A 19,541-nucleotide genomic window follows, 5' to 3' on the forward strand; every position below is an offset into this window, starting at 1 on the left:
TAACGTGGGTTACAGGGCCCTGACCCCGTATTACCAAGCCGCCCCGTATAACGGCGTCATCGATTCCGTATAACAGGGGCAAAAAATGAAAGCGTGGTTGGCAGGTCTGGGGGGCAGTGGCGGCGGCAGGCTTGTCCGGCTGCGCCGTCTACCCGGCGCCGGTCGATGCCGGCGTCACGGTCGGCGTGGGGGCACCCGTCTATGTCGCGCCGCCGCCGGTGGTGGTCGCGCCGCGGCCTTACTACTACGGCTATCCGTACCGCGGCTATTACCGCGGCGGACACGGCCACTGGCATGGGCATGGCCACGGCCATGGACGGGGGGCACTGGCGCTGAGCGCTGAGCGCTGAGCGCTGAGCGCGGAAGCGCTAAAGCGTTAATACGTGAGGTGGCCACCGTGGCCGGCGAGGCGCCGCGATGCGCGCGGCTCAGATCTGTCCGTTCAGGCCGGCCCAGCTCGGCGCCAGCGTCTGCGGCACATCGATCAGGTCGAGCACGCGGCCGATCGTATGGTCGACCAGCTGCGCGATGGTATCGGGCTTCTGATAGAAGCCGGGCACCGGCGGAAAGACGATGCCGCCCATTTCGGTGACGGCAGTCATATTGCGCAGATGCGCCAGGTTCAGCGGCGTCTCGCGCACCATCAGCACCAGCTTGCGGCGCTCCTTCAGCGTGACGTCGGCCGCGCGGGTGATCAGGTTGTCGGACAGGCCATGCGCGATCGCGGCGAGCGTGCGCATCGAGCACGGCGCGATCACCATCGCCTGCGCGCGGAACGAGCCGCTGGCGATGGTCGCGCCGATATCGCGCACGTTGTGCACCACGTCGGCCAGCGCCTCGGTCTCGGCCTTGCCGATGTCCAGTTCGTGCTGCAGGTTCATCACGCCCGCCGGCGAGATCAGCAGATGCGTCTCGACGTCGGCGACCGCGCCCAGCACCTGCAGCAGGCGCACGCCATAGACCGCGCCGGTGGCACCGGTGATCGCGACGATCACGCGCCGCGGCGCGGCGGCGGGCCCGGCGCTCATCGCGGGCTCCAGAACCTCAGCCCTTCAGCAGGGTTTGCAGCTCGCCGCTCTGGTACATCTCCATCATGATGTCCGAGCCGCCGACGAATTCGCCGTTGACGTAGAGCTGGGGAATGGTCGGCCAGTTGGCGTATTCCTTGATGCCCTGGCGGATGCCGTCGTCTTCCAGCACGTTGACCGTCATCGGCGCGTCGACGCCGCAGGCCTTCAGGATCTGGATCGCGCGGCCCGAGAAACCGCACATCGGGAACTGCGCCGTGCCCTTCATGAACAGCACGACGGGATGGCCCTTGACGATCTGGTCGATCTTTTGTTGCACGTCACTCATGATTTTCGCTTCGGAAGGTTGGCGCTGAGGCGAACCGCGCGCCATGGAATCGGAGACGCGCGCCGGCCGATGGGATGAAAAGCCTAAGGGTGGCGCGCGGGATCGGGAAGATTCTACCGGATTCGGACTGCGGCTTCAGGCGCTGGACCCGCGCCGGATCCGCGCCGGGGCCTCGTTGAACCGGGCCTCGGGCGCGTGGAAGCCGGCCCTGTACCCGGCCCTGTACCTGGCCCTCTAGCCAGTCCTCTACCCCGCGTTCCCGCCCGGCCACCGCCCGCCGCTGCAGCGTTCGTTGCCGCCCAGGTCGCGCTCGGTGAAGACCTCGGCAAAGCCCGCATCGCGCAGCAGTTGCCGGGCCGCCTCGCCCTGGTCGAAGCCGTGCTCCATCAGCAGCCATGCTCCCGCTTCCAGATGCGCGCCGGCGCCGGCCACGATGGTCGCGAGGTCGGACAGCCCGTCGCGATGGTCGGTCAGCGCATCGACCGGCTCGAAGCGCAGGTCGCCGCTGGACAGGTGCGGATCGCCGGCCGCGATATAGGGGGGGTTGCTGACGATCAGCGTGAAGCGGGCATCGTCGGGCAGCGCCGAATACCAATCCGATTCGAGAAAGCGGACGTGGTCGGCGCGCAGCGCCGCCGCGTTGTCCCGCGCGACATCGAGCGCGGCCGGCGAGATGTCGGTGGCCCAAACCTGCGCATCGGGCCGTTCGCAAGCGAGCGTGACGGCGAGGATGCCCGAGCCGGTGCCGAGGTCGAGTACCCGCGGCGCCTGCACGCCCGCCAATCTGGCCAGCGCTGCCTGCACCGCGATCTCGGTGTCCGGGCGCGGAATCAGCACCGCGGGACTGACGCGGAACGGACGGCCGTAGAACTCGCGCTCGCCAAGCAGATAGGCCATCGGCTCGCCCGCCAGCCGCCGCGCGAACAGCGCGGCGAGCGCGGCATGCTGGGCGGCGTCGAGCGGCTGCGTATCGCGCGTGATCAGCTGCGTGCGGGTCAGGCCCGTCACGTGGGTCAGCAGCATGCGCGCTTCCAGCGCCGGCAGCCCGGCCTGCGTCATGGCGGCGAGGGCCTCGCGCAGCGTCGCCTGCGCCGGCAGGGTGCCGGCGGGCAGCGGTGCGGAGGACGGGGAATCGGTCATTCGAGGAATCGGAGGTTCGGCGCGCGGGCGCGAAAGGCATTGGCCGCGGCGCGATGCGCCATGCGCCTTCAAAGAGAAGAGCCCCGCCGGCGCACTGCCGTGGCGGGGCTCGGTACGGCGCGGGCGACGGCTTAGTTCTTGGTCGCTTCCTTGGCCTTGTCGGCGGTCTCGTTGACCGCGTTGCTGGCGGCGTCCTTGGCGTTCGCCATGGCGGCGGCCGCCTCGTCCTTGGCGCGCTCGGCGGCGGCGGACACGTCCGAAGCTGCGTTGCTGGCCGCGGCCTTGGCGGCGTCGGCGGCGGATTCCGCAGCCGCGGCGGCGTCGCTGGCGGCGGACTTCGCCGATTCGGCGGCGCTGGCCATCGCGCTGTCGACGTTCGACGAGGCGGGGGCTTCATCCTTCTTGCCGCAAGCAGCCACTGCAGCGGTGACCATCAACAACGCAAGCAGTTTCTTCATGATTTCGTCCTTTTGTCCGTTATCGAGAAAAGACTCGCCCGGTATTTGTGCCGGGTTAGCCGTTTCCGATTATAGCGACCAACCATGTCGTTACCATGGCTGTTTCAGGCATTTACAAGAAATACAAGTATTTTGCCGGCGGAAAACAACCGTAGCGATTATCAGCGCCCGTAATCCCACGTCTCGCACGCCTCGCACGCCTCGCACGCCTCGCACGCCTCGCACGTCGCGCACGTCGCGCACGTCGCGCACGTCGCGCGCGTCCCGCTAGCCTTATGCGTCTTCGCCCAGCGCCGCCAACTGATCGGCCTGGTGTTCCGCCGCGAGCGCACCGACCAGTTCGTCGAGATCGCCGTCCATGATCATGTCGATCTTGTACAGCGTCAGGTTGATGCGATGGTCGGTCACCCGGCCCTGCGGAAAGTTGTACGTGCGGATGCGGTCGCTGCGATCGCCCGAGCCGATCAGATTGCGCCGCGTGGTGGCTTCCTTCGCCTGCGCCGCGCGCAGCTGCATGTCCTTGAGCCGGGCCGCCAGTACCTTCATCGCCTTGTCCTTGTTGCGGTGCTGGCTGCGGTCGTCCTGGCATTCGACCACGATGCCGGTCGGCAGGTGGGTCAGCCGCACCGCCGAATCGGTCTTGTTGATGTGCTGGCCGCCGGCGCCCGAGGCGCGGAAGGTGTCGACGCGCAGATCGCCCGGATTGATCTCGATCTCGCCGAGCTCGTCCGCCTCGGGCATCACCGCGACCGTGCAGGCCGAGGTATGGATGCGCCCCTGCGCCTCGGTGGCCGGCACGCGCTGCACGCGGTGGCCGCCCGATTCAAACTTCAATCTGGAGAACGCCGCCTCGCCCGCGATGCGGACGATCACTTCCTTGTAGCCGCCCAGGTCCGACGGCGATTCGCTCATGATCTCGACCTGCCAGCGCTGCCGCTCGGCATAGCGCGTGTACATCCGCAGCAGGTCGCCGGCGAACAGCGCGCTCTCCTCGCCGCCGGTGCCGGCGCGGGATTTCCAGGATCAGGTTGCGGTCGTCGTTGGGGTCCTTGGGCAGCAGCAGCGTCTGCAGGCTGGCCTCCAGTTGTTCGAGCTTGGCGCGCGCGGCATCGATCTCGTCGCTGGCGAAGGCCTTCATCTCCGGATCGTCGAGCAGCGCCTGCGCGGTGGCCAGGTCGTCCTGCGCCTGCCGGTAGTGCGCATATTGCTCGGCCACCGGCGACAGCTCGGCATGCTCGCGCGTCAGCTTGCGGTACTGCTCCATGTTCGCGGTCGCGTCCTCGCGCGCGAGCAGGGCGTTGACTTCGTCGAGGCGCTCGGCCAGTTGGTCGAGCTTGGCTTGCATGCTGGCTTTCATCGGAATCCGGATTTGGCGTCTGGCTGCGGGGCGCCGCCTGATGCGGGCGGATGCCGCAGGGGCGGGGCGCGGCGGTGCGGGCGAGGCCGTCGGCGCAAAGGCGCAGAGGCGGCGCGGACGCTCGCGGCGAGCGCGGCTAGCGCTCGGAGTGGCTGCTGTGGCGGAACAGGCCGGGCACCAGGCGCAGCAGCGCCTCGCGGTCCTCGCCCTGGGTGTGGTTCAGCGCGTGGGTCGGGCCGTGCAGGAACTTGCGGGTCAGCGCGCCCGACAGCGCCTCGAGCACGGCCTCGGGATCGTCGCCGCGCGCCAGCATCTTGCGCGCGCGTTCCAGTTCCGCCTGGCGCATCGCCTCGCCGTTGGCCTGCAGTTCGCGGATCACCGGCACCACGCTGCGCGTCTCCAGCCAGTGCATGAAATGCTGGACGCGCGTTTCGATGATCGCCTCGGCCTGCGCGACCGCGGCTTGGCGCATCGCGTTGCCTTCGCGCACGATCGCGCCGAGGTCGTCGACGGTATAGAGGAACACGTCATCGAGCCGCGCCACTTCGGGCTCGACGTCGCGCGGCACGGCCAGGTCGACCATCATGATCGGCCGGTGCTTGCGCTGCTTGACCGCGCGTTCGACCGCGCCCAGCCCGATGATCGGCAGCGAGCTGGCGGTGCTGGAGACGACGATGTCGAACTCGTGCAGCCGCGAGCCGAGCTCGGACAGGCGGATCGCTTCGGTATTGAGTCCTTGCGCCGCCAGCTGCTCGGCCAGCTTCTCGCCGCGTTCCACCGTGCGGTTGGCGACGACGATCTGGCGCGGACTCTGCGCGGCGAAATGCGTGGCGCACAGCTCGATCATCTCGCCCGCGCCGATGAACAGCACGCGCTGGCCCGAGATGCTCTCGAAGATCCGCTGCCCCAGCCGTACCGCGGCCGCCGCCATCGACACCGAATGCGCGCCGATCTCGGTCTGGCCGCGCACTTCCTTGGCCACGGCGAAGGTGCGCTGGAACAGCTGGTTCAGATAGGTGCCGAGCGTGCCGGCCTCGCCGGCGGTACGCACCGCGTCCTTCATCTGGCCCAGGATCTGGGTCTCGCCCAGCACCATCGAATCGAGGCCACTGGCCACGCGGAAGGCATGGCGCACCGCCTCGGATTGCGGCAGTGCGTACAGATGCGGGGCCAGTTCGCCGGCAGGGATGTTGTGGTGCTGCGCCAGCCAGCGCAGCGTGTGCTCGAAGCCTTCGGAGCCGGACAGCACGAGGTCGGTGGCGCAGTAGATCTCGGTCCGGTTGCAGGTCGACAGGATCGCGGCCTCGGTGCCGCGCTTGCCGGCCAGCTGGGTGCGCAGCGCCCCCAGCGCCGGCTTGATCTGCTCGAGCGGAAACGCCACCCGTTCGCGTAGCGAGACGGGCGCCGTGTTGTGATTGATTCCGATTGCGAGCAGTTGCATGGTTTGGGGACTTGTCGCTGTCCGGCTGCCGGGCCATTCCGGCCTCGCGGCAGCGTTGCCTGCGCTGGGCATGGCGGCGCACATATTGCTCTTGCATCGCCTGCGTACTGCCTGCGCAGGTTGCGGAGCGTCTTGAATCTATTCGGGCCCTGGTCGAGCGCCGCCGGGACGGCTTGCATTATACCGCCCGGGCGCGATCCTTGCGTTCGCGGGCCGGCCGGGACTGTCTGATATCGGTCCGCACGCCGAGTTGAGTTATCGTTACGCCGCTGCGGCCCCGGGGCGGCGGCGGATCGAGCGGATAGTCGAACAACGGAAGCGGGCGATGCTGGGGACGTTCTTGGTGGGCATGGTGGTCGGACTGGTGGCGCGGGCGATGCATCCGCGCGGACCGGTGCTGACCGTCGCGATGGCGCTGCTGCTCGGCGGCGTCGGCGCGCTCGCCAGCTTCTACCTGGGCCGCGCGCTGCGCTGGTTCATCGACGGGCAACTCAGCGGCTGGACCGCCGCGATCCTCGGCGCGGCACTGCTGGTCGGGCTGGCCGGCCTGTTCGCCCGGCGCGGCCGCTGAGCGCCGGCCTTCTGCGCGCCCCAGCCTCACGGCTGCGTGCGGCCTCACCGCCGCGCCCAGCCTCACGACTGCGCGTGCGGCCTCACCGCCGCGCCGCCAGGAAGCGCCGGATCACGCCCTCGGAGTAATGACTGGCCACTTCGGCCAGGAACGCCGGGAAATCGACATGGGCGCTGTCGTCGGCCCGGTCCGATACGGTCCGCATGACCGCGTGCGGCACGCCGTATTCGTGGCAAACCTGGCCGACCGCGGCGCCTTCCATTTCGACCGCCAGCAGTCCGGGCAGCCGTGCGCGCAGTTCCGCCACCGTGGTCGGCGCGCCGATGAACTGGTCGCCGCTGGCGATCATGCCCAGATGCAGGTTGGGCGCGGTGACGCCCGCAGTGACGCCCGCAGTGACGCCAAATCGGGCACGCACCGCGGCCGGCACGGCGCTGGCCAGATCCTCCGCCAGGAAGGCCTGCGCCGCCTCGCGCAGCGCGGCCGTCAGCGCCGGATCGGTGGGGAATTCGTCCCGGCCCAGCAGCGGCACCTGATGGCGCGGAAACAGCGGACGCGCGTCCATGTCGTGCTGCACGGTGCGATCGGCCACCACCAGATCGCCGACCTGCACGCCCGCGCCGATGCCGCCCGCCAGGCCGGTGAAGACGATGCCGTCCACTCCGAACTCGCGGATCAGCGTCACCGTGGTCGCCGCGGCCGCCACCTTGCCGACCCGCGCCAGCACCACCACGCAGCGCTGCCCGTACAGCTCGCCGACGTAGTAGTCCCGCATGCCGATCCGATGCACGGTGGCGCGGGCGTGGTCATGGCGCATCGCGGCGATCAGGCCGTCGATTTCGTCGTGGAGGGCGGCGAGGATGCCGAGGGTCATGGTGTCTGGGGATCGAAACGGAAAACGGGATGGATCACGGTGCGGCTGCGCGCGCAGCGGGAGCCGGGGGCCCGAACCGCAAGCCCGGGACCTAAGCCTTAAGCCCTGAGCCCTGAGCTCTGAGCCTTGCGCCCAGAGTCCAGAGACCAGAGTCCAGAGTCCAGATCCAGAGTCCAAAGTCCAAAGTCCGGAGCCCGGAGCCCGGAGCCCGGAGCCCGGAGCCCGGAGCCCGGAGCCCGGAGCCCGGTGCCCGGTGCCCGGTGCCCGGTGCCCGGTGCCCGGTGCCCGGTGCCCGGTGCCCGGTGCCCGGTGCCGCGGCCCGGTCCCGCGAACCGCAAGCCGTGAGCCGGGAAAAGCCGACAGCATACCGGCACCGCCCGGTGCTTCGCTGGTTTGCGCCCCACCGCCTTTGACCGTGCGCCCGCCACGGCGCTTTGCTAGAGTGCAGCCAACGCCTTTCCGGAGCGCTGCTCATCCCATGCCGACCGATCGCCAAGCCCATCGTCTGAACATCCGGCATGCCCAGCGGCGCGCGCTGGTGGACTGGTGCGCACAGGGGCGGCTGGCGATGGAGCCGGCGCGCCAGGCCTGGGCCGATACCGAGCCCCGGCCTGCAGACTGGCATCGCTGGCTGCAACGGGCGCTGCTGGCGCTCGGCGTGGCGCTGCTCTGCGCCGGCGTGATCGTCTTCTTCGCCTTCAACTGGCAGGCCCTGCACAAGTTCACGCGTTTCGGCGTGCTGGCCGTGCTGATCAGCGCGCTGGCGGCCTTCGCCTGGCGGCGGCCGGACGGCGACGCCGCCGGCCGCGCCGCGCTGTTCGCCGCGCAAATGATCACCGGGGCGTTGCTGGCGGTGATCGGACAGGTCTACCAGACCGGCGCCGACGCGTGGCAACTGTTCGCCTGGTGGGCGCTGCTCGCCGTGCCCTGGGCGCTGGCCGCGCACGCCCCGCCGCATTGGTGGCTGGTGGTGGTGCTGGCCAATGTCGCGCTGCTGCGCTTCTTCAGCGTCGAGCTCGGCGCCGGCCTGCCGTTCACGCTGCTGTTCGGCGTCGACGACGGCAAGCTCGTTGGCCTGTGGCTGCTTGCCGCCGCCTTGCTGCAGCTGGTGCTATGGCTGGTGCTGTCCGCCCACGCGCCGCGTGCCGGCGTGCGCGGCCAGGGCGGCGTGCGACTGCTGGCGTTTCTCGCCTGCGCGCATGCGGTCTGGCTCGGTCTCGCCGCCTTGTTCGGCGACCGCTTCGACGGCGCGATGCTGATCGTCGCGCTGGCCGCGTTGCTGGGACTTGGCGCCTGGTTCCGGCGGCGCAACGTCGATCTGCTGGTGCTGAGCGGGATTGCGCTGTCCCTGATCGCGCTGATCGTCGCGGGGCTTGGGCGCTTGCTGTTCGAGGCCGGCGCGGAATTCGGCGGCTTCCTGCTGCTGGGCCTGCTGACGCTCGGCCTGTCGGCCGTGTCGGCGACGTGGTTGATGCGCTTGCATCGCGGTCATGCGCAGACGTCGCTGGCTAACGGGGAGCCGCGGTCCCGTGAACAGGACGAGACTGCGCGACCGGCGGCGGCCGTGCAGGCGCTGTGGCGCAAGCTGGCCGCCGAGGGCGCGGTCGAAGGGCAACCGCCGGCGGACACCGAGGCACCGTGGTCGGTGCGTCTGTTGACGGGGCTGGCGGGCTGGCTCGGCGCGGTGTTCTTCCAGTTGTTCCTCCTCGGCACCGTATTCGTCGCCGCGCGCGAGAACCGCGGCGCCATTCTCGTCTGCGGGCTGGCGCTGATCGCACTGGCCGCGCTGCTGTACCGGCGCCGCGCCGGCCATACCGGCTTCGAACAATTCGCGCTCGCCAGCAGCCTGACCGGGCAGGGGCTGGCCTTCTATGCCGCCGCCGACCTGCTCGGCCGCGCCCGCGCCGTGGAGACCGCTGCGTTCTGGTGTGGGATCGCGGCCTGCGAGATGCTGCTCTATGCGGCGATCGGCAATCGGCTGCATCGCCTGTTGTGCGCGCTTGCGGCAATGGTTTCGATTGCAATCGCGTTGACCATCGCCATCGCGATGGGGCCGTCCACGCCCTGGCAGGGGATCGGCTGGGCGCTGGTCTGGCTGGCGCCGATCGCCGCGCTGAAGGCGACGCTGTTCGCGGGCGTCGAGGGACGGCCCGCCGCGCTCGGGCGACATCACTGGCTCGCCCCGGCCGCGGACGCCTTGCTGTTCTGCAGCCTGCTCGGCGCGCTGATCGTGACCGGCATCGGCCATCCGCTTGGCCTCTTCACCGAACCCGCGGCACGCGGCGTGCCGCATTGGCTGGCGGGCGCGCTGTTTGCGGTGCTGCTGGTCGGCTTTGGCATCGTCGAAACGGCCCGGCTGCAACGGTCGCCCCGCCGGCGCGCCGCGGTCGGCGGGGTGCTGGCGCTCTGTGCCGCGCTGATGATCGGCGCACCCGCCGTGGTGGCAGGCGTGCTCGTTGCAGGACTCGCCTTGCGGCGCGCTTCCGTGGCCTGGCTCGGGCTCGGCCTTGCGACGATCGGCCTCGGTTTCATCTGGTACTACAGCGCGCTGCACTGGACGCTGGCGATCAAGTCGGCAACGCTGGTTGCGGCCGGTATCGTCGTGCTGGCGGCACGCGCGTGGCTGTCGCGGCCCCGGTCCGCACTCGGTGCGGCCGACATCGCAGAGGAGGTCGGCCGATGAAACGCTGGATCCTGATTGCCTGGGTGCTGACGCTCGCGGTCGCCGGCGCCGGCGTGATCGGCAAGGAACGACTGCTCGCGCGCGGCGATGTGGTGCTGTTGCGGCTGGCGCCGGTCGACCCGCGCTCGCTGATGCAGGGCGACTATATGGCGCTGAACTTCGCCATCGGCGCGCCCATCCTGCGCGCGCTGGAGACCACCGACGACCGTATCCGCACCGCGGTGGTCCGACTCGATGCGCGCGGCGAGGCCAGCTTCGTACGGCTGCATCGCGGTGAGCCACTGGTCGCCGGCGAGCATCTGCTGCGCTTTCAGCTGAGGCCGTCGCGCTGGGGGACGGACCAGGTCCAGATCTCGACCGACGCCTTCTTCTTCCAGGAAGGCCAGGGGCGCCGCTACGAGGGCGCGCAGTTTGGCGCGTTTCGTGTCGATGCACAGGGACAGGCGCTGCTGGTGGAGCTGCGCGACGCCGAAGGACATCCCCTGTGAAGACGTCGAGCACCGCGCCCTCGGTCCCGCTGGTGCTCGGCTGTACCGCGCTGTCGATGCTCGCCTTCGCCGGCAATTCGCTGCTGTGCCGGCTTGCGCTGCGGGACACCACCATCGACGCGGCCAGCTTCACCACCGTGCGGCTGTTGTCTGGCGCGATCACGCTGTGGGCGCTGGTCCGCCTGCGTCATGGCGTTTCGCGCGCGCCTGAGCCAACGCCCGCGGCATCGAGCGGCAACTGGTGCTCGGCGCTGGCACTGTTCGCCTACGCCGTCTTTTTCTCGTACGCCTACGCCCAACTGTCGGCCGCCACCGGCGCGCTGCTGCTGTTCGGCGCGGTGCAGGTCACCATGATCGGCCGAGGCTTGTGGCTCGGCGAACGGCCTCATCTCGTGCAGACGGCCGGCTATCTGATCGCCGTCGCGGGGCTGATCGGCATGCTGCTGCCCGGCCTGTCCGCGCCGCCGTTGCTTGGCGCGCTGCTGATGCTGGCTTCCGGCGCGGCATGGGGCGTCTATTCGATCCGCGCCAAGGGCGTACGCGATCCGGTGCGCGCCAATGCCGGCAACTTCCTGCGCGCCGCGCTCTGCTGCGTGCCGCTCTATCTGGCAGCACTGCCGTGGGCCAGCCACGATGCCGAAGGGATGCTGTACGCGGTGCTGTCCGGCGCGATCGCCTCGGCGCTGGGCTATGCCATCTGGTACGTCGCGCTGCGGGGCTTGACGGTGACCACGGCGGCACTGGTGCAGCTAAGCGTGCCGGTGATCGCCGCGGCGGGTGGGGTGGTGGTGCTGGGGGGAGGCGGTGACGTGGCGGCTGGTGGTGGCGTCGGTGGCGGTGTTGGGTGGCGTAGGGATGGCAATGGCCTATCGCGGATCCGAGCGACCTCAATGAGCTGCCTGGTATCGGATCATCGTGCTTACACCGGTCGCAACGCCTCCAGCATGATCTCCGCCAATCGCTGCGAAACCTCGGAGGCCGGACCCGGCGCGCGCAGCAGCATCAGCGGCATCTTGCCCAGCGGAGGCAGACCGTCGGCGGGCCCGAGTTGCCGCAGCGATGCCGGCAAGCCGTAGGGCGTGCGCACGACCAGGCCGAGGCCGGCCGCGGCGGCGGCCCACAGGCCACCGAGGTTCGGACTGGTGAACGAGACGCGCCACGGAATGCCGGCGCGATCCAGCGCGGCAGTGGCGGCGTCGTGGAAATGGCAGGGTCGGTCGAACACCGCCAGCGGTACGGGTTCCCCAGGCACCAAGCGCCAGGGCAGCGCGGCCGGTCCGACCCAGCACATGCGCGGTTCGGCGACCAGCGTGATATCCGCGCCCCGTGCTCTCGCGGCGGCAGCCCCATCCGTACCGCCCCAGACCAGCGCCAGCTCCAGCGTCCGCGCCTGGATGCGCGAGAACAGATCGTGATTGCGCGCCACCATCGCTTCGACCCGGACCTTCGGATGCGCGCGTGCAAACCGGCCCAACACCTCGGGCAGCATCGCCTCACCGAACTCTTCCTGCAGGCCCAGCCGCACTCCCCCTGACAGATCGACACCACGCACCGCGGCGGCGGCCTCGTCGTTCAGCGCGACGATGCGCCGTGCATAGCCCAGCAGCAGGCTTCCCGCCTCGGTCAGCTCCAGCGTCCTGCCGGCCTTCCGAAACAGCGGCGTGCCGGCCATGTCCTCCAGCTTGTGGATCTGCGCGCTGACGGCGGAGGTGGAACGGCCAACCTGATCGGCCGCGCGAGCAAAGCTGCCGAGGTCGATGCCCGCGACGAGGCTGCGCAGCGCGGCGATGTCGAGATTCAGTGCCATGGGGATCGTCCGGAAATTCAAAACAATCGGTTCAAAACTTTCCGATTTTCATGACGAATGGTCGTTGCAATACTGGCGCTCCGTCAACTGCCTGATCGGAGAGCCGTCGTGGCCGAATCCCTCTGTTTGTCCCGTTCTTGCCGCGCCGACGGCGAACCCGTGGCCACCGCCGCTGCCTCGCATCGCTGGAAAGTCCTGGGCGTGGGCGTGGCCGCCAATGTGAGCTTCATCGCGGCTGCCAACGGGCTGCCGGCCACCGCGGTATGGCTGCGCGGCGCTTACCACCTCGATAACGCGGGACTCGGCTTGCTGCTCGGCGCGCTGGGCGTCGGCGCCGCGCTGTCGGAATTGCCATGGGGCGCGGCGGCCGATCGCTGGGGCGACCGCCGCGTGCTGCTGTACGGGCTCGGTGCCACCGCGTTGACGCTGGCGGTCATGGCGTTGGTCCTGGCCCCGGCGGCGGATCGCGTGCCGCCGCTGTGGATGGCGATGGCCTGCATGGCGCTGCTGGGACTGGCGGGCGGCAGTGTCAACGGCGCCAGCGGGCGCGCGGTGATGCGATGGTTCGCCGAAGGCGAGCGCGGCCTGGCGATGAGCATCCGCCAGACGGCGGTGCCGCTCGGTGGCGGACTGGGGGGCCCTGGTGCTGCCGTGGTTGGCCGTCGCTGCGGGCTTTCGCTGGGTGTACGCGGTGCTCGCCGCCTTCTGCGCGGTATCGGTCTGGCTGACCTGGCGGTGGCTGCACGAGCCGCCACATGCCGATGTGGCCGCGGCGGGACGGCGCCATGCCCACAGCGACGCCGGGCCGTTGCGCAGTGTCGGGGTCTGGCGCATCGCGGCGGCCATCGGCCTCCTGTGCGCGCCGCAATTCGCGATCCTGAGCTTTGCCTCGGTATTCCTGCACGACGTCGCGCACGTCGGCGTGGCGGGCATCGCCGCGACGCTCTGCGCGGTGCAGGTCGGCGCGATGGCGATGCGGATCTGGAGCGGCCGCCATACCGATCGGCGTGGCAACCGTCGCGCGTGGCTGCGCCAGTGCACGATGGTCGCGGCGCTGATGTTCGTGCCGCTGGCGCTGTGCGCGGCAATCGGAACCAGCGTGCCGGCGCCGCTGACGATGGTCGCGGTCGTACTGGCGGGTATCGCCGTGTCCGCCTGGCATGGGGTCGCCTATACGGAGCTGGCAACGCAAGCCGGTGCCGAGCGTGCCGGCACTGCGCTGGGGCTGGCCAATACGCTGGTCTTTGTCGCGTACTTCGTTGCGCCTTCGGCGATCCCGCAGCTGCTCGACCGCAGCGGCTGGACCGGTGTCTGGCTGGTTGCGGGGGCCTGTGCGGCGATGGCGTGGCCGCTGTTTCCGCGGGCGGGCAAGGACACAGGGAGCCTGAGCCCCTGAACGCTGGAACGACGGAACGACGGAACGACGGAACGTCGGAACCCGGAACGACGGAACCCGGACGCCGGAACCCGGACGCCGGAACGCCTGAACCCGGAATCCTGAACCCGGAACCCGGAACGCTATTCCATCTGCTTCGGCAGCTCGGCCGCGAGCGCATCGACGGCCAGCCGCACCTTGCGGGCGAGATGCGGCGTACGCAGCCAAAGCGCATAGGCGTCGTACAGGAATGCCGGTTCATTCGGCAGCAGCTGTACCAATGCACCGGCGTCGATCCGTTCGCGAACGAGCCAATAAGGCAGCCATGCGATGCCCATGCCTTCCGTCGCCGCGTCGGCAATCGCATCGAGGTCGTCGAGCAGCAGGCGGCCGGTGGGCTGCAATTCCACCGGCCGCCCGTCCTCGCTAGGGAACAGCCACGGCGCGACGGGTCCGGAGCGGCGATAGACGATCGCATGGTGCTGGCGCAGGTCGTCGATCGATTGCGGCTCGCGGTGCTGGGCAAGATAGGAAGGAGAGGCGCAGACGACCATGCGCTGTCGGCCTACCCGGCGCGCGATGGTGTCGGCCCGGTCCTGCAGGCTTCCGGTGCGGATCGCGAGGTCGTAGCCGTCTTCGGCCAGATCGATCAGCCGGTCGCTGAACGACAGCTCCAGTTCCAGCGCCGGATATTGCCGTGCGAGCGCCAACAGGATCGGCATCGCGCAATGCCGGCCGAAATGCACGGGCATCGTGACGCGAAGCCTGCCCCGCGGCTCGGCCAGTTGATCGGCCGCCAGAGCGTCGGCGGCCTCGGCCTCGGCCAATATCAGGCGGCAGCGTTCGTAATAGGCGCGTCCGAAGTCGGTCAGGCTTTGGCGGCGCGTGGTCCGGTTCAGCAGCCGCGTGCCGAGGCGCTCTTCGAGGAAGCGGACATGCTTGCCGACCATCGGGCCCGTGATGCCGAGCGCGTCCGCCGCGGCCGCAAACGAGCCCAGGTCGACGGCTTTGACGAACACGGACATGCTGGTCAGACGGTCCATATTGAAAACCAATGGTTTCTACCGTTGTGCCGGAGCGGCTATTTATCGGCGTCAGACGCCAAATCATACTGGATTCGTCCTGATCGATTTGGAGTCAAGCCAATCATGCAAACCGCTCGTGTCGTTCGTTTCCACCAATATGGCGGGCCCGAAGTCCTGCGCATCGAAACGGTCCAGGTGCCGGATCCCGCGGCCGGCGAGGTGCGGATCCGCGTCAGGGCGCTGGGACTGAACCGCGCGGAGGCGCTGCTGCGTACCGGCCGCTATATCGAGACGCCGGCCTTGCCGTCGGGGCTCGGCCTCGAGGCGGCGGGCGTGATCGAATCGGTCGGTCCGGACGTGGAAGGCCTTGCGCCCGGCGACGCCGTCAGCATCGTGCCGCCGCGGTCGATGGTGCGCTGGCCCGCGTATGGCGAACTGGTCCGCTGCCCCGCCGAGCTCGTGGTCAAGCATCCGCCCTCGCTGAGCTGGGAAGCCGCCGCGGCGCTATGGATGCCGTATCTGACCGCTTATGGCGCGCTGGTCGATATCGCTGGGCTCGGCAAGGGCGACGTCGTGGCCATCACGGCGGCATCGAGCAGCGTCGGCCTCGCCGCGATCCAGATCGCCAATCGAGTCGGCGCCATGCCGATCGCGATCACGCGATCGTCGGCGAAGCGGGCCGCCTTGCTCGACGCCGGGGCCCGGGATGTGGTGGCCTCGGACGAGGAAGACCTCGAAGCGCGCCTAAAGGAAATCGCGGGAGAGCAGGGCGTGCGCGTCGTGCTCGACGCGGTCGGCGGCCCGATCTTCGAGCCCCTGACGGCAGCGATGTCGCGCGGCGGCATGCTCATCGAATACGGCGGTCTCAGCCCGGCGCCGACGCCGTTTCCGCTGTTCACCGTCCTGAGCAAGTCGCTGACGCTGCGGGGGGTATCTGGTTCACGAGATCGCTGGCGACCCGGTGCGGCTTGCGGCCGCCAAGGCGTTCATCCTGCGTGGCCTGGAGGAGGGCGAACTGCGGCCGGTCATCGCCAGGACGTTCGATTTCGACCAGATCGTCGAGGCGCATCGGTATCTGGAGTCGAATGAACAGTTCGGGAAGGTGGTGGTGAGGGTTTGAAGGAGATAACGCGGCAGGGTCTAGAGCATGACCTGCTCGAACCGGCCCTTGCCGGAAAAGTTGTACGGCACCTTGAACGCCGCGCCACCCCGAAGGCCGTCCGACTGTTCGATGACGCGTGGCCACCATCGGACCAGGTTGCAGGCAATGTCCCAGAATCGATGGTTGGACCAGCTCCGGTCCAGAAAGAACACAATCAGGCCCGCCCGACGCAGGGCTTCCCGTTCGATACCCTTGTTCAGCTTGTCATGCGTCACCACGGACCATCCGCCTTCCCTGGATAGACGTTCGATCCAGTCGGCGTCGGCGGTGTTCTCTGCAAACACATCTCTTAGATGGGCGACGGAATGCCCATGCACGTCGGACAGCGCATGCAACGCCCGCGCCAACGCAGGGGGCAGGTTGTTGTCGACGAAGAATTTCACGCGGCAAGTCGTTCTTCGAAGGCGATGGCGGCGTCTACCGCGGCGAGGGGAACCTCATGCAGTCTGGCGACAAACTGCCTGTCGTTCTCGGCGAGGAATGAGGCGTAAAGGATGGACGTCCTGACCTGACCTTCGGCCACGATTGGCTTGCCGAACGCAATTTGCGGATCGATTACGACTGCCTTGCTGCAAGGCGACGGATACCAGCGCAGCGCGGTATCGTCTGATCCAAACTCGATGCCTTGATACAGAGACGGTTCGATGATCTTCTGGAACGCGTACTGTCCTTTGAGCAGGTCCAGCAAATCGACCTCGCCGGTTTCGCGAATCGCCGAGGCAAAGATGGTACGGCCATCGGTCTGAAAGCGGCGCGACGTGAAGGGGTAGGTCAAGTCGAACAACTGACGAGCCTTTTCACTGGCCACGCGGATGGTTTGCAGGCTGACCCCATGCTGACGGAAGGCGCGAACGAAGCGGACCTCGAGAAGATCGTGGAAGCTCATTCCATCGATTTCCGCCGGCAGCAGTTCAGGCTCCCACAGCGGACTGACCGGGACAGTGCTCCGGTCCGCCTTGCGCCGATAGGCGTAGCCGTCCAGCCAACGACGCAGATCGCGGGCCGGAATGCCTGTGAGTTTCGATGCTTCCTGGAAGGTGTAGAGGCCGATGCCGGTAAGGTCCATGGGACCTCCTTGATGCAAGCGTTTCGCTGGCCGCCACGTTACCCATGCGGAGCGGAAAATTCTACCGAAAAACGTCGCTATCGAAGTGCCACTGTATCGGTGATGGCGGCCGGTCGAAGCCCTTACCTGTAAAAGCAAAACAGCCCGGCAAGCCGGGCTGTCGAACATGGCCGCTGACGCGGATGTGGGAACCGTTCGCCGTCCTCAGACGTTGAACAGGAAGTTCATCACATCCCCATCCTTGACCACATACTCCTTCCCTTCCGCCCGCATCTTGCCCGCTTCCTTGGCGCCCTGTTCGCCCTTGAAGGCGATGAAGTCCTCGAAGGCGATGGTCTGCGCGCGGATGAAGCCGCGTTCGAAGTCGGTGTGGATCACGCCGGCCGCCTTGGGGGCGGTGTCGCCGACGTGGATGGTCCAGGCGCGCACTTCCTTGACGCCGGCGGTGAAGTAGGTCTGCAGGCCAAGCAGGCTGAAGCCGGCGCGGATCACGCGGTCCAGGCCCGGCTCTTCCATGCCGAGGTCGGCCAGGAACACGGCCTTGTCCTCGTCCTCGAGATCCGCGATCTCGGCCTCGATCGCGGCGCAGACGGCGACGACCGGCGACCTGGTGGTCTCGGCGTACTTGCGCACCGCGTCCAGGTGCGGATTGTTCTCGAAGCCGTCCTCGCGCACGTTGGCGACGTACATGGTCGGCTTGGCGGTGATCAGGCAGAACGGGCGCAGCGCGTCCCATTCCTCGGGCGCCAGGTCCAGCGTGCGCACGGCCTTGGCCTGGTCGAGCACGGCCTGGGCCTTCTCCAGCACGGCGACCAGCCGTTGCGCTTCCTTGTCGCCGGCGCGGGCCGGCTTGACGTAGCGGGCCAGCGCCTTGTCGACGGTGGCCAGGTCGGCCAGTGCCAGTTCGGTATTGATGACCTCGATGTCCGACAGCGGATCGACCTTGCCGGCCACGTGGATCACGTTGGGATCCTCGAAGCAGCGCACCACGTGCGTGATGGCGTCGGTCTCGCGGATATTGGCCAGGAACTGGTTGCCCAGGCCTTCGCCCTTGGACGCGCCGGCCACCAGGCCGGCGATGTCGACGAACTCGACCGTCGCGGGCACGACGCGCTCGGGTTTGACGATGTCGGCGAGGGCCTTAAGCCTCGGATCCGGCACTTCCACCACGCCGACATTGGGCTCGATGGTGCAGAACGGATAGTTTTCGGCGGCGATGCCGGCCTTGGTCAGGGCGTTGAACAGCGTGGACTTGCCGACGTTGGGCAGGCCGACGATGCCGCATTTGAGGCTCATGGAAAACCTTTAGAAATCATTGGGTTGCAGTGCTGCTCACCTTGCTGGAGGGGCCGTCGTGGGAGCGATGGACGCTACCAAGGCCGAGGGAGTCAGCGCGGGAAAAGACCAGCAAATCGGGGCTTTTTCTCAACGATTTTGTACTGGATTTGTCACGAAAAAGATGGCTATTGTAACCTTCTCAGAAGCCGCGCTGGAGCGCCACAGGACCAAGCATGGAGCCATCCTGCGGGATAGTGTGCTTTGCGGCTTGTGCGCTCGCGTTGGGCGGCGACACCTGACGTTTTTCGTAGCTACCAGTGCCCGAAGCAGGCAGGTAAGGGTTAGCTTGGGGCGATGGCCGCTGGTCAGCATCAACGAGGCACGAGAGTTGGCCTTGCCGATTCTCCGCATGTGCCGTGCAGGGGAAATCCCTGTTCGGCCTTCTGTTGCCAGCTTGCCCAATCTCAGTGAAGCATTGACGGCCTACGCAACCGCCAAGAAGATCAGGCCGTCTAGCCATGCTCGGTATCAATCGGTACTGAAGACTCATTTCCAGGATTGGCTTGAGCAACCCGTTTCCGCACTCAAGGGCGCAGCCTTTGCCGAACACTGTCACGCCTTCGTTCAGAAGAATGGCGCGGCAATTGTGGAGCTTGGAAGAGGGCTTATCGGGTCCCTGCTGCGATATCTGCACGCAGTACATGGACTTGAGGTGCCGAACCCCTTTCTGAAGCTCGGGGCAGCTGGATTACTCCCTTCACGAGCCCAGCCAAGAACCAGGAAACTGAGGGAAGCGGACCTACCCGCATGGTCTGCCGCTGTGGACAAGCTCCCAGAGCTCCAACGAGATTACCTTCGCTTGGTCTTCCTGACAGGCCTTCGCAAGAACGAATGTGGGGCCATTCTGCGAGACCATGTAGACCTGGAGGGCGGTGTCTTGCTGATCCCCAATACAAAGGGCGGGAAGCCCCATACGCTACCGATAACAATGCCTATGCGGGAGGTGTTGGAGAGGCGCTGTGCAGCTAGGGGATCGGCCGCGAGGTTGTTCGCTGGGCTGTCAGTGGACCACGTTACAGAGAGGGCGCAAAGGGCGGGAGCCCAAGAATTCACGCTGCATGACCTGCGGAAACTGCTGGCGACGGTGGGAGCCCGTTTGGAGATTGGTGACGCGATTCTGCGAAGAATCCTTGGGCACGCTCCAAAGAGGTCGGATGCATTGCATAGGCATTACGTTGGATTGGATGAGCGGGACGTGGCGGATGCCCTTGTGCGCATTCAGCAGGCGCTTAGCCTGTCGTGCATGTCATTGGAGGATAGGGAGAGCCGTGGTCCACAATCGCCGGAGGACACCCGGCGGCTTGCTACGGTTGTCGCCGATGTAGCAAAGACTTCTGTTGACGCGGACCTCTGAGTCAGATGCCAAGAGACGAAAGACGATGCTCTACAGAAACGGAAAC

Annotated in this window: 16 protein-coding genes and 4 pseudogenes; 8 read left to right on the forward strand and 12 right to left on the reverse strand. The window is 67.9% G+C overall.

Features of this window, described 5'->3' with window-relative positions; genetic code table 11:
* Window positions 1–131 precede the first annotated feature (131 nt).
* Window positions 132–350 (forward strand): hypothetical protein, encoded by a 219-nt coding sequence (locus tag OJJOAM_RS11075; RefSeq protein ID WP_422647972.1) that lies wholly within the window; start codon window positions 132–134, stop codon window positions 348–350.
* 78 nt (window positions 351–428) lie between these two features.
* Here the strand turns inward: OJJOAM_RS11075 and OJJOAM_RS11080 are convergent, their stop codons facing one another.
* The 6 genes and pseudogenes from OJJOAM_RS11080 to hemA form a co-directional block, all read right to left on the reverse strand.
* A complete protein-coding gene (locus OJJOAM_RS11080; protein WP_265632910.1) occupies window positions 429–1,028 on the reverse strand; it encodes a UbiX family flavin prenyltransferase in 600 nt (199 codons plus the stop codon).
* 16 nt (window positions 1,029–1,044) lie between these two features.
* Complete coding sequence (gene grxD / locus OJJOAM_RS11085) at window positions 1,045–1,356, reverse strand: Grx4 family monothiol glutaredoxin (RefSeq protein WP_006577774.1); 312 nt, start codon at window positions 1,354–1,356, stop codon at window positions 1,045–1,047.
* A 246-nt stretch (window positions 1,357–1,602) separates the two neighbouring features.
* On the reverse strand, window positions 1,603–2,496 hold the full coding sequence (gene prmC, locus OJJOAM_RS11090; protein ID WP_422647973.1) for a peptide chain release factor N(5)-glutamine methyltransferase: 894 nt from the start codon (window positions 2,494–2,496) through the stop codon (window positions 1,603–1,605).
* A gap of 131 nt (window positions 2,497–2,627) precedes the next feature.
* A complete protein-coding gene (locus tag OJJOAM_RS11095) occupies window positions 2,628–2,954 on the reverse strand; it encodes a hypothetical protein (RefSeq protein ID WP_006577776.1) in 327 nt (108 codons plus the stop codon).
* 273 nt (window positions 2,955–3,227) lie between these two features.
* Window positions 3,228–4,311: pseudogene (gene prfA / locus OJJOAM_RS11100) on the reverse strand (peptide chain release factor 1).
* 136 nt (window positions 4,312–4,447) lie between these two features.
* Window positions 4,448–5,752, reverse strand: coding sequence for a glutamyl-tRNA reductase (gene hemA / locus OJJOAM_RS11105; protein ID WP_422647974.1), 1,305 nt, complete (start codon window positions 5,750–5,752; stop codon window positions 4,448–4,450).
* A 325-nt stretch (window positions 5,753–6,077) separates the two neighbouring features.
* On the opposite strand from hemA, the gene OJJOAM_RS11110 reads away from it, so the two are divergent.
* The gene (locus OJJOAM_RS11110) at window positions 6,078–6,323 is read left to right on the forward strand and encodes a hypothetical protein (RefSeq protein WP_422647975.1); all 246 of its coding nucleotides are present in this window, start codon (window positions 6,078–6,080) and stop codon (window positions 6,321–6,323) included.
* Between the two features lie 82 nt (window positions 6,324–6,405).
* Here OJJOAM_RS11110 and OJJOAM_RS11115 read toward each other — a convergent pair whose 3' ends face one another.
* Window positions 6,406–7,197 carry a 5'-methylthioadenosine/adenosylhomocysteine nucleosidase gene (locus OJJOAM_RS11115; protein ID WP_422647976.1) on the reverse strand — a complete coding sequence of 264 codons (792 nt, stop codon included), beginning with the start codon at window positions 7,195–7,197 and terminating at the stop codon, window positions 6,406–6,408.
* 478 nt (window positions 7,198–7,675) lie between these two features.
* Between OJJOAM_RS11115 and OJJOAM_RS11120 the strand changes: the two genes are divergently transcribed.
* The 3 genes and pseudogenes from OJJOAM_RS11120 to OJJOAM_RS11130 form a co-directional block, all read left to right on the forward strand.
* The gene (locus tag OJJOAM_RS11120; RefSeq protein WP_422647977.1) at window positions 7,676–9,880 is read left to right on the forward strand and encodes a DUF4401 domain-containing protein; all 2,205 of its coding nucleotides are present in this window, start codon (window positions 7,676–7,678) and stop codon (window positions 9,878–9,880) included.
* Window positions 9,877–10,368, forward strand: a complete 492-nt coding sequence (locus tag OJJOAM_RS11125; protein WP_422647978.1) for a GDYXXLXY domain-containing protein — start codon at window positions 9,877–9,879, stop codon at window positions 10,366–10,368. Before OJJOAM_RS11120 ends, OJJOAM_RS11125 begins: the two co-directional genes overlap by 4 nt.
* A 56-nt stretch (window positions 10,369–10,424) precedes the next feature.
* Window positions 10,425–11,105: pseudogene (locus OJJOAM_RS11130) on the forward strand (DMT family transporter); the annotation flags it as partial.
* A 182-nt stretch (window positions 11,106–11,287) separates the two neighbouring features.
* On the opposite strand, the gene OJJOAM_RS11135 reads toward OJJOAM_RS11130, so the two are convergent.
* On the reverse strand, window positions 11,288–12,175 hold the full coding sequence (locus OJJOAM_RS11135; protein WP_422647979.1) for a LysR substrate-binding domain-containing protein: 888 nt from the start codon (window positions 12,173–12,175) through the stop codon (window positions 11,288–11,290).
* Window positions 12,176–12,301: 126 nt separating this feature from the next.
* On the opposite strand from OJJOAM_RS11135, the pseudogene OJJOAM_RS11140 reads away from it, so the two are divergent.
* A pseudogene (locus OJJOAM_RS11140) lies at window positions 12,302–13,571 on the forward strand (MFS transporter).
* A 122-nt stretch (window positions 13,572–13,693) separates the two neighbouring features.
* Here the strand turns inward: OJJOAM_RS11140 and OJJOAM_RS11145 are convergent.
* Window positions 13,694–14,593: a LysR family transcriptional regulator gene (locus OJJOAM_RS11145; protein WP_422647980.1), complete on the reverse strand. Its 900-nt coding sequence runs from the start codon at window positions 14,591–14,593 to the stop codon at window positions 13,694–13,696.
* Between the two features lie 105 nt (window positions 14,594–14,698).
* Here OJJOAM_RS11145 and OJJOAM_RS11150 point away from each other — a divergent pair.
* Window positions 14,699–15,695: pseudogene (locus OJJOAM_RS11150) on the forward strand (zinc-dependent alcohol dehydrogenase family protein).
* 20 nt (window positions 15,696–15,715) lie between these two features.
* On the opposite strand, the gene OJJOAM_RS11155 reads toward OJJOAM_RS11150, so the two are convergent.
* From OJJOAM_RS11155 to ychF, 3 genes are all read right to left on the reverse strand, one after another.
* Complete coding sequence (locus tag OJJOAM_RS11155) at window positions 15,716–16,120, reverse strand: hypothetical protein (protein ID WP_422647981.1); 405 nt, start codon at window positions 16,118–16,120, stop codon at window positions 15,716–15,718.
* On the reverse strand, window positions 16,117–16,803 hold the full coding sequence (locus tag OJJOAM_RS11160; RefSeq protein ID WP_422647982.1) for a DUF433 domain-containing protein: 687 nt from the start codon (window positions 16,801–16,803) through the stop codon (window positions 16,117–16,119). The genes OJJOAM_RS11155 and OJJOAM_RS11160 overlap by 4 nt, the downstream gene beginning before the upstream one ends.
* A gap of 204 nt (window positions 16,804–17,007) precedes the next feature.
* Complete coding sequence (gene ychF, locus OJJOAM_RS11165) at window positions 17,008–18,099, reverse strand: redox-regulated ATPase YchF (RefSeq protein WP_422647983.1); 1,092 nt, start codon at window positions 18,097–18,099, stop codon at window positions 17,008–17,010.
* A 391-nt stretch (window positions 18,100–18,490) separates the two neighbouring features.
* Here ychF and OJJOAM_RS11170 point away from each other — a divergent pair, with 391 nt between their 5' ends.
* The gene (locus OJJOAM_RS11170; RefSeq protein ID WP_422649573.1) at window positions 18,491–19,495 is read left to right on the forward strand and encodes a tyrosine-type recombinase/integrase; all 1,005 of its coding nucleotides are present in this window, start codon (window positions 18,491–18,493) and stop codon (window positions 19,493–19,495) included.
* Window positions 19,496–19,541 lie beyond the last annotated feature (46 nt).

The organism is Cupriavidus sp. H18C1 (assembly GCF_049311595.1).
In the GTDB taxonomy this organism is placed as follows: domain Bacteria; phylum Pseudomonadota; class Gammaproteobacteria; order Burkholderiales; family Burkholderiaceae; genus Cupriavidus; species Cupriavidus cauae.